10 protein-coding genes are annotated in these 9,816 nt (G+C 63.0%); all 10 read left to right on the forward strand.

The features are described from left to right. Nucleotides 1–1,149: an ABC transporter permease gene (locus tag C936_RS0110170; RefSeq protein ID WP_018649475.1), complete on the forward strand. Its 1,149-nt coding sequence runs from the start codon at nt 1–3 to the stop codon at nt 1,147–1,149. Between the two features lie 3 nt (nt 1,150–1,152). After that, nucleotides 1,153–1,932 carry an ABC transporter ATP-binding protein gene (locus tag C936_RS0110175; RefSeq protein WP_018649476.1) on the forward strand — a complete coding sequence of 260 codons (780 nt, stop codon included), beginning with the start codon at nt 1,153–1,155 and terminating at the stop codon, nt 1,930–1,932. Beyond that, entirely contained in the window at nt 1,929–2,942 is a 1,014-nt protein-coding gene (locus C936_RS0110180; RefSeq protein ID WP_018174239.1) for an MlaD family protein, read from the forward strand. Before C936_RS0110175 ends, C936_RS0110180 begins: the two co-directional genes overlap by 4 nt. Before the next feature lie 2 nt (nt 2,943–2,944). After that, on the forward strand, nt 2,945–3,598 hold the full coding sequence (locus C936_RS0110185; RefSeq protein WP_018174240.1) for an ABC-type transport auxiliary lipoprotein family protein: 654 nt from the start codon (nt 2,945–2,947) through the stop codon (nt 3,596–3,598). Beyond that, on the forward strand, nt 3,591–4,094 hold the full coding sequence (locus C936_RS0110190) for a glutathione peroxidase (RefSeq protein WP_018649477.1): 504 nt from the start codon (nt 3,591–3,593) through the stop codon (nt 4,092–4,094). The genes C936_RS0110185 and C936_RS0110190 overlap by 8 nt, the downstream gene beginning before the upstream one ends. Then, nucleotides 4,084–4,611, forward strand: coding sequence for a tRNA adenosine(34) deaminase TadA (gene tadA, locus C936_RS0110195; protein ID WP_018649478.1), 528 nt, complete (start codon nt 4,084–4,086; stop codon nt 4,609–4,611). The genes C936_RS0110190 and tadA overlap by 11 nt, the downstream gene beginning before the upstream one ends. 215 nt (nt 4,612–4,826) lie before the next feature. Next, nucleotides 4,827–6,998: a type I secretion system permease/ATPase gene (locus C936_RS0110200; protein WP_018649479.1), complete on the forward strand. Its 2,172-nt coding sequence runs from the start codon at nt 4,827–4,829 to the stop codon at nt 6,996–6,998. Nucleotides 6,999–7,036: 38 nt separating this feature from the next. Then, on the forward strand, nt 7,037–8,410 hold the full coding sequence (locus tag C936_RS0110205; RefSeq protein WP_081616867.1) for an HlyD family type I secretion periplasmic adaptor subunit: 1,374 nt from the start codon (nt 7,037–7,039) through the stop codon (nt 8,408–8,410). After that, nucleotides 8,411–9,010, forward strand: a complete 600-nt coding sequence (locus tag C936_RS0110210) for a response regulator transcription factor (RefSeq protein ID WP_018174245.1) — start codon at nt 8,411–8,413, stop codon at nt 9,008–9,010. 214 nt (nt 9,011–9,224) lie between these two features. Next, a partial coding sequence (locus C936_RS14300) for a retention module-containing protein (protein WP_026305345.1) occupies nt 9,225–9,816 on the forward strand: 592 nt, incomplete at its 3' end.

The following is a 9,816-nucleotide window of genomic DNA, read 5'->3' on the forward strand; positions in this document are numbered from 1 at the left end:
ATGGACAAGCAGGCCGCCGATTCGGGCCAGACGTTTCGCTATGATGCCACAGCCTCGCCGGATGCCCGCCTGCATCTGGCGGGTCGGCTGGACGTGCATGCAGTGGAGCGGGTCTGGTCGCCTCTGCGCCGCCGCGCCCGCGAACTGGCCGATGGTGCGCAGGCTGCGGTGACGCTGGATGTCGGTGACCTCGAGTATTGCGATGGCGCCGGGGCCGCGTTACTCCATGCCCTGGAGCGCGATATCGAGCGGGCGGGTCGCAAGGTGGAGCTGGTGGGTGTCCAGGGCCTGGTGGAGGAGCAGCTAACCCCGTACCGAGAGCTGGAAACCGTTGAACCGGCACGTCACGAAACACGTGGGGGACTGTGGGCCCAGTCGCTGGAGGCGGTGTCCCGAGTCGGGCAGGCGGCCTATTCGCAGGTCGGGTTCATTGGCGAACTGACACGGGCCCTGGGTTCGGCGCTGGTGCATCCCCGCCAGGTTCGCTGGGGCGATACCTTCCGGGTCGCCGAGGCGGCCGGATTCCAGGCGCTGCCCATCGTCTCCCTGATTGCCTTCCTGCTGGGCGTGATCCTGGCATTCCAGTCCGCGATCGCGATGCGGCAGTTTGGTGGCGAGATCTTCGTCGCCAATCTGGTGGCGGTTTCGCTGTTCCGCGAGCTGGGGCCGTTGATGATGGCGATACTGCTGGCCGGGCGCTCCGGGGCGGCGTTCGCCGCCGAGATCGGCACGATGAAGGTGAACGAGGAGGTTAACGCCCTGAAGACGATGGGGCTCGACCCGGTTCGTTTTCTGGTGTTGCCCAAGGTGCTCGCCGGCATTCTGGTCGCGCCGTTGCTTGCGCTGTACGCGAACATGATCGGCCTGCTGGGCGCTGCGGTGGTGATGCAGGGATTCGGGATCCCCTGGACGGCGTTCTTCAATCAGGTGACCGTCGCACTCAGCCTGTCGGATCTCTTCTCGGGGCTGTTCAAGGCCTTGATCTTCGGCCTGCTGATCGCGGGTGTGGGCTGCCTGCGCGGGCTGCAAACGGCGAGCGGGGCGGCTGCCGTAGGGATCTCCACCACCAGCGCGGTGGTGACGTCGATCATCCTGATTGTGGTGTTCGACGGCCTGTTCGCCGTCCTGTTCTATCACATGGGGGTCTGACGGGTGGCGAACGCAGAGCCGGTCATCAGGGTGCGCGACCTCACCATGGGGTTCGGTGATTTTGTGCTGATGAGGGACCTCGACTTTGACGTCCAGCGCGGCGAGATCTTCGTGATCCTCGGCGGCTCCGGGAGCGGCAAGAGTACGCTGCTCAAGCACATGATCGGACTGTACACGCCACAGAAGGGAAACATCTGGGTGGCCGGTGCCGACATCACCACGGCCGATGGCCAAGAGCGCGAGGCGATCCTGCGCCGGGTGGGCGTGATGTACCAGATGGGGGCGCTGTTTGGCTCCATGACACTATTGGAGAACGTCCGGCTGCCGTTGGAGGTCCATACCGACCTGCCACGCGAGGCGATGGACGCAATCGCCAAGGCGCGACTGCAGCTAGTCGGGCTGGGCGAGTTCGCGGACTTCATGCCCTCGGAGATCAGTGGTGGCATGCAGAAGCGTGCGGCGATCGCGCGTGCGATGGTGCTGGACCCGGAAGTGCTGTTCCTGGACGAACCTTCAGCCGGGCTGGATCCGATCACCTCGGCGGAGCTCGACCAGTTGATTCTGCGGCTGGCCCGCAGCCTGGACATGACCATCGTGATCGTCAGCCACGAGCTGGCCAGTATTTTTGCGATTGCCGACCGGGTCATTATGCTCGACAAGGAAAGCAAGGGCATCGTTGCCGAAGGGAACCCGGCGACTCTGCGTGACACATCCGATCACCCGTGGGTAAAGCGGTTCCTGCAGCGGGCCGATTCGGCCGACTCCGAAGAGAGATCTACATGAGTGCCCGACAACATTTTCGCCTGGGATTGTTCATCGTCGGTGGCCTGGTGGCGCTGGTGACCGCGCTGATCATCATGACCGCAGGCAATATCTTTCGCGCATCGATCCCGATCGAGACCTACGTGGATTCCTCCGTGCAGGGGCTGGAGATCGGTGCGCCGGTGAAGTTCCGCGGAGTGACGATTGGCGAGATCACCAATCTGGGCTTTACCTCGGTGGAATACCAGCGAGACGTGGATCCGCGCGAGCGCAAACGCTATGTGATGGTCGAGGCCCGACTCTGGCCAGACCGCTTCGCGGCCAGTGCCCGCGAGCAGGATTTTGAGTCGGAAGTCCTGAAAAACCTGGTGGATGCAGGATTGCGTGTGCGCATCGCGGCACAGGGCATCACGGGCATGAACTATCTGGAGGCGGATTTCTCCGATCCGGAAGAACACCCACCGCTAGAGCACGACTGGGAACCACGGTCGATCTACATCCCGTCGTCCCCGAGTATCGCCGTGCAGTTCATGGAGTACGCCGAGAATCTGCTTATGCGCATCGACGGACTGGACATCGAGGGCGTGATCGAGAACCTGAACTCTTTGCTGGTGACCGTTGACGACACCGTATCCAGTCTGGACACCGGTGGGCTGAACCAGCGCGCAGATGATCTGATCTCGGAACTCGAGCAGACCATGCGCACGGCCGATCGGGTGATGCAGTCGGTCGAGAACCTGGTCGACCACCCGGACACGCAGGCACTTCCGACCGAGACTCGCAAGGCGATCCAGGAGCTGCGCCGTACGGCCGAGGCCGCCGATGTCGCGGGCCTGGTCGAGCGCATGGATTCGATGGTCGAACGCCTTGATCGTGGGATGGATGTCAGTGAGTCGAAACTGCTGGAGACCCTGGACGAGCTGCAAGGCGCGATCTCGGGCCTGCGCAGCTTGTCGGATGATGTACGCCGCAACCCCGGTGGCGCGCTGTTCGGTGCCCCGCCACCGCGCAGCCGCATGGACGAGGAGTAAGCATGAACTGGTGGAAAGTGCCGATCCTGATGCTCGCCGCGCTGGTCCTGGGTGGCTGCACGCTGTTGCCGGACCGCGAGCCGCTCGATCGCTCCTGGTATCTGTTGGAGTTGCCGGACGAGCCACCCGCACGGACGGCGGAGGAGCCGGTGGCCGTCGAACTGGGGTCGGTCCGGGTCGCTCCGGCCTATGCCGGCAATGGGCTGGTATACCGGCTGGGGAATCACCAGTACGAGTCGGATTACTACAACGAATGGTTCCTGAAACCGTCGGAGCAGCTTGAACAACTGCTGCGAGAACGCTGGACGCGCAACGGTGCCGCGCTGGAGCTGGTCGACAACGCATCGGCGGTGCGTGAACAGGGGCGTCCTGCCGTGCGGGTCCATGTCCTGATCACCGCGCTGTACGGTGATCTAGAAGGGGCTGAAGCCGTCGAATCCAATGGGCTGGCCGTGACGGGGACCGGGCACATGGGTCTGCGCGCCCAGTTGAGCCAGGGCGATCGCAGTCGTCTGGTGCATCTGGAATCCGAGCAGGCGCTGGAGCGGCGCTCGGCCTCGCAGCTGGTGGGGGCTCTGTCGCGCGCGACGGCCGAGGTCCTGGCGGATCTGGAAGACGCGATTCTGGAAGATGTCGAGGCGGCGCGCGATGACTGATGTCTTCGACTTCTCGGTACCGGCAGCGGATGGCACCGAACAGCCCCTGGGGACGTATCGCGGGGATGTCCTGCTGATCGTCAATGTGGCCAGCGAATGCGGATTCACCCCGCAGTACGAGGGGCTGCAGGCACTGCAGGAACAGTTCGCCGAGCGAGGTTTTCGCGTGCTTGGCTTTCCCTGCAACCAGTTTGGCGGGCAGGAGCCGGGTGATGCGGAGGCCATACAGGCCTGCGGTGTGCGTTTCGGGGTCGGGTTTCCGGTGTTTGCCAAGATCGAAGTGAACGGCGAGGGCGCGCACCCGTTGTACCAGCACCTCAAGCAGCAGGCGCCTGGCGCGTTGGGCACGCGGGGGATCAAGTGGAACTTCACCAAGTTCCTGGTCGGCCGGGATGGCTCCGTACTCGACCGATTCGCCCCCCAGCGCAAGCCGCAGGACCTGGTCGGCGCAATCGAACGCGCGCTCGCCGTACCGCGCCCGGACGATGGCAGCTGAGGTCGCGCCCGACCCGCGGAACATGGAACCCGGCGAGCGAGGTCCGGCGCCTACCGAACCCGGTGCGCATGCCTACTGGATGGATGCCGCGCTCGCGCAGGCGGAGCGGGCGGCGGAGGTCGGCGAGGTGCCGGTGGGAGCTGTTCTGGTGGATGCGGAGGGTTATTGTCTGGCCGCCGCCCACAACGCACCGATCGGCGAGCATGACGCCACTGCGCACGCCGAGATTAGAGTCCTCCGTAGCGCAGGAAAGCGGCGTTCCAACTATCGGCTGATTGGTACCACGCTCTACGTGACGCTCGAGCCCTGTTCGATGTGTGCGGGGGCGATGATTCACGCCCGGGTAGAGCGGCTGGTGTTTGCGGCTTCGGACCCTCGCACAGGGGCCGCCGGAGGCGCCATCGACCTGCTTCATCATCCCGCTCATAACCACCGTCTGGAATGTATCGAAGGCGTGGCGGCGGAGCGTTCTGCCGAGTTGCTGCACAATTTCTTTCGTCTACGCCGAAAGCGTTAGATCCCCGTGATGCAAAGGCGTTGCCCGGCGGCACGTTGGAGCGCAGAATCAAGCGAATATGAGAAGGCGTTCACGTTCTGCACATCAATGGTGCGCGGGGATGCCGAGATTCTGTGTCCGGCAGCAGGGGTGTACTAATTAGCCAGCCTCCTTCCAATGATGATCGCGGGGATCCTGTCCTGGATTCGGCCACGGGCGCACCCGAGTCGGGGTCCATGGGCGATGCGGATGGCCGCGAGCCGGAGTTCCCGATTGTGGACGGGGAGGGCCGTTCGGACAGCCTTCTTGGTGGGTTGATCCTGATCGCCCGCATGCACGGGCTGCGCCTGACCCCGGATTCCGCGCTTGCGGGGCTTCCGCTGGACGACGGGCGGCTGTGCCCCTCCCTGGTCCCGCGTGCGGCACAGCGTGCCGGACTGACCACACGCACCGTCACCCGCGACGCCCGCGGACTGAAGGACGACCTGCTGCCCGCGCTGCTGCTGCTGGACCAGAACGAAGCCTGGGTGCTGGTCGGCTGGAACGAAGACAAGAGCGTGGCCCGGGTCATCGACCCCGAGCTGGGTGATGCGGTCATCGACGTCCCGCTGAAACGGCTCAAAGAGCGTTATGTGGGACGTGCAATCTATGTGCGCCCAGAATTCCGCATGGATGCGCGCGCACCGCGGGTCTCGAAGGAGAGCAAGGGGCACTGGTTCTGGCGGGTGATTCGCGAGAACCGGCCGCTGTATCGCGATGTCCTGATCGCGGCGGTGATGATCAACCTGTTCGCGCTGGCGATGCCGCTGTTCGTGCTGAACGTGTACGACCGCGTGGTCCCGAATCACGCGACCGAGACGCTGTTCATGTTCGCGGCGGGTGTCGTGATCGTGCTGATCGCGGACCTGATCCTGCGCACCATGCGCAGCCACTTCGTCGACAAGGCGGCGATGCGCGCGGACGTAAAGCTCTCCTCGCACATCATGGAACGCGTGCTCGGGATCAGGATGGCAAACCGCCCGGCATCGGTGGGTTCGTTTGCGTCCAATCTGGGCGCGTTCGAGTCAGTGCGCAGCTTCATCTCGTCCGCGACCGTGATCGCGTTCGTAGATCTGCCATTTGCGGTGCTATTCATCGCGATCATCGCACTGATCGCCTGGCCGCTGGCGATCCCGGTGCTGATTGGCGCGACCCTGCTGCTGCTGTATGCCCTGGTGATCCACCATCGCCTGCGCGGGCTGGCCGAGGAGGGCTACCGCATGGCGGCGTTACGCAATTCGACCTTGGTGGAGAGCTTGGCAGGGGTCGAGACCGTGAAGGCCGTGGGCGCGGAGGGGCGAGTGCAGGCGAGCTGGGAGCAGGCCACCGCGCATCTGGCTCGCACCCACTCGAAGAGCCGCCAGCTCAACGCCAGCGTGTCCAGTACGGCGACCTGGGCGCAGCACAGTGTTGGCGTGGCGATCATCGTGATGGGGGTGTTCCTGGTGATCCAGGGCGATCTGTCGCACGGGGGGCTGATTGCCGCCTACCTGGTTTCTTCGCGAGCCATGTCCCCGATCGGCCAGACTGCGGGCTTGCTGACGCACTATCACCAGGCAGCGGCCGCGCTGAAGTCGCTGAACCGGATTATGGAACTACCGGTGGAGCGTCCGCCGGACTCGGGCTTCCTCAGCCGTGAGGGGTTTCAGGGGGAGATCGAGTTTCGCAACGTGGATTTCGCCTATCCCAACCAGTCCGGCCATGCGCTGAAGGGCGTTACGCTTCGGATTGCCGCGGGCGAGCACGTGGCGGTGCTGGGCCGCGTCGGTTCCGGCAAGAGTACCCTGGCGAAGCTGATCCTGGGATTGTACGAGCCGACCGGCGGTGCGGTGCTGGTCGACGGGGTTGACGTGCGCCAGTTGGACCCCGCAGAGCTGCGGCGCTCGATGGGGTACGTGGGGCAGGAAATCACGCTGTTCTACGGCAGCCTGCGCGACAACGTAGTGGCTAGCAATCCGTTGGCCAGCGACGAGGCGATCCGCCACGCGGTCGCGGTTTCAGGCATCGAGGACTTGATCAATACCCACCCGGAAGGCATCGATATGGGGGTGGGCGAGCGCGGGGCTCTGCTCTCGGGTGGGCAAAAGCAGTGTGTCGGGATCGCACGCGCGGTCCTGCACGAGCCCAACATCCTGCTGCTGGACGAACCGACCAGTGCAATGGATAACTCCACCGAGCAGGCGGTGAAGCGTAGCCTCAAGGCATTCATGGGGGGGCGTACCGCGCTAGTGGTGACGCACCGGACCTCGCTGCTGGATCTGGTGGACCGGGTGATCGTACTCGATCAGGGCCGTGTGGTCGCGGATGGACCGAAACAGCAGGTCATTCAGGCCCTGCGTGACGGGCGTATCGGTAAGGCGCAGTCATGATTCGGCGACGTCAGCCCGACGAGCATCTCCAGACTGCGATGCATTGGGCGCAGGAGGCCCACCGCGCGCCCCTGCTGGATCGCTTGTTTCGACCCTGGCTGACTTCCTCCAACGGTGACCGTGGCGACTGGGCGGCTGACGCTGACTGGGTGACAGATCAGGAACGGCCGCTGCGCGCCCGCGCCCTGCTGTATGGCGCTCTGATTACGTTCGTGCTCCTGGTGTACTGGGCTTCGATCGCCGAAATCGAAGAGATTGCGCGTGGGGACGGACGGGTGATTCCGTCGCAGAGCCTTCAGGTGCTGCAATCAATGGATGGGGGAGTGGTATCAGAGGTCCTCGTGCGTGAGGGCGACATTGTGGAAGAGGGGGATATCCTGTTGCGCGTCGATCCGACTCGCTTCCTTTCCGACCTCGGAGAGGTACGTGCCAGTGAGTTTTCGCTTAAGGCACGACGTGCGCGTTTGATAGCGCTGCTGACGGAAACCCCGTTTCTGATCACTCCGGATTTGCAAGAGGGGCCGTCGACGATAGTCGAGCAGGAACAGGAGTTGTACGAAGAAAGTAAGGAGGAGATGCGTTCGCGAATCCGAATCGCTGAGGAGCAATTGCGGCAGAGAGGAGAAGAGCTTAATGAGGTGCGCGCACGACGTAGTCAAGCGATTCGAGCGCAGGATCTCGCGAGCCGCGAGCTCGAAGTGACCGAGCCGTTAGTGCAGAGCGGAGCGGTATCTGAAGTTGAGGTGCTCCGGCTACGTCGAGAGGTCTCCAATGCTCGTGGCGACCGCGAACAGGCGGCGGCTCAGATCGCCCGGTTGGAGGCGGCAATTGAAGAAGCAGAAGAAAAAATCCGTGAGGTCCGGCTGACTTTCCGCAACCAGTGGCGTTCCGAGCTTGCGGATACCTTAGGACGTCTGCAGGAGTTGGCTGAGGGTGCTGAAGGGTTGGAGGATCGTGTTCGGTTATCCGAGGTGCGCTCGCCCATGGCGGGGATCGTGCAACGCATGTTCATCACTACCCGAGGGGGTGTGATTTCTCCCGGTCGGGAGGTTGCAGAGGTAGTGCCGTTGAAAGATGAACTTGTTATTGAAGCAAGGATCTCGCCGCGCGATATCGCATATTTGCATCCTGGACTTGAGGCGCGCGTGCAATTTACGGCCTATGACTTCGCTGTTTATGGAGCTCTTGATGCCACGGTGGAGCACATTAGCGCTGACAGCATCACTGATGACGACGGAAACACGTATTTCAAAGTCCGCGTACGTACCGAACGAACAGGGTTTGATGACGAGCATCCGATTATGACTGGCATGGTGGCCCGGGTTGACATCATCACTGGGAACCGAACGGTCCTGCAGTATTTGCTGAAGCCGATTCTCCGAGCGGGAGACATGGCATTTGCGGAGAGATGAATGCAAATTTTCATGATCGACGGGAAAACCCGGCCTTCCGAACGCTGGGCTGAAGCGTTTGTGGACTGCAAAGTGTTGTATGCGCCTTTTCCGCCAGTGCTCCCGGAGGGCGCCAGTGTATGCTGGATCAGTACGGACCTGCCCGACTGGCAGGATCACGTTCGGCAACGTACCGGTGCCCATCGGGTTGTAGTTCATTCGCGTCGTCCGAGTGACGAGGAGGCTCTGCTGGCCTTCAGTGTGGGTTCGCACGGCTACTGTCACAGTCTCTCGAGCGTACCTCAGTTGCGCACCATAGCCGCTACCGTGGCAGGCGGTGGGCTGTGGGTGGGCGCGGATCTGATGGGTCGGATGGTGCGCACATTGCGGCGGGCACAACCGGACGAACCGAATCGGCCGCCCCACGGATTCGAGGATCTGACACCGCGCGAACGCGAAGTCGCGGTTGCGGTAACCACTGGTGCTGCCAACAAAGAGATTGCCCGACAGCTTGGTCTGAGCGAGCGGACCATAAAGATGCACATTGGGTCAATCTTCAAGAAGCTTGATGTTCGCGACCGTGTACATCTCGTTCTCCGCATGACTGAAGGGGGGGCGTAAGACTAGCCCCGTCCCTAGTGATGCGTCTGTGCACTCCCGGCGAGTAGCACCGCAGCGCCGTCGCAAAGGGTATCCATGGATGTGGCGTTAGCACCGGCAACCGGTGTTGGCGGAATCCACCTGTACCACGGGACACTTACCCGTTAGTGCCGGCCGGTCCTACAGTCCCCAATAATTCCAACCGAACACTGCTCTGTCTAAGAGGACATCTGTCATGGCTGAAGTAATCGCTACCGTCGAATCCGTCGATGGTACCGTCATCGCGCGCGACGCGGACGGTAACACCCGGGTGCTGCGGGAAGGGGACGAGATCTTTCTGGGCGAAGAGGTGATTGCCGAAGACGGCGCCTTTATCCAGTTGGCCTTCGCGGACGGCTCTTCGTTCGAGCTGGCCGGGGCCGACGAGGTGACGGTGACCGAGGAACTTGCGGCAAGCTACGAAGCCGATCCTCAAGATGCAGCGGTGGGCACACTTACCGCGGAAGAGATTATCGCGGCCTTGGAGCGAGGCGATCCTATTGATGACATGCTCGAGCCCCCGGCTGCCGGTCTGGCCGGCGCTGGCGGCGACAATGAAGGCGCGAGCTTCGTGAGGATTGCGCGCATCGACGAGCCGGTGCCCGGCATCCAGTATGGTTTCCCCTTTAACGAGTTTCCTGACCCGACAATCTTGCCGGCTCCGGTGCCCGATGGCTTGGGAATATTGGACGCGGATGATGACGACGACACCCCGGTCGATGATGACGATGACGCGGATGATGACGACGACACCCCGGTCGATGATGACGATGACGGGGATGATGACG

The organism is Thioalkalivibrio sp. ALJ4 (genome assembly GCF_000377225.1).
In the GTDB taxonomy this organism is placed as follows: domain Bacteria; phylum Pseudomonadota; class Gammaproteobacteria; order Ectothiorhodospirales; family Ectothiorhodospiraceae; genus Thioalkalivibrio.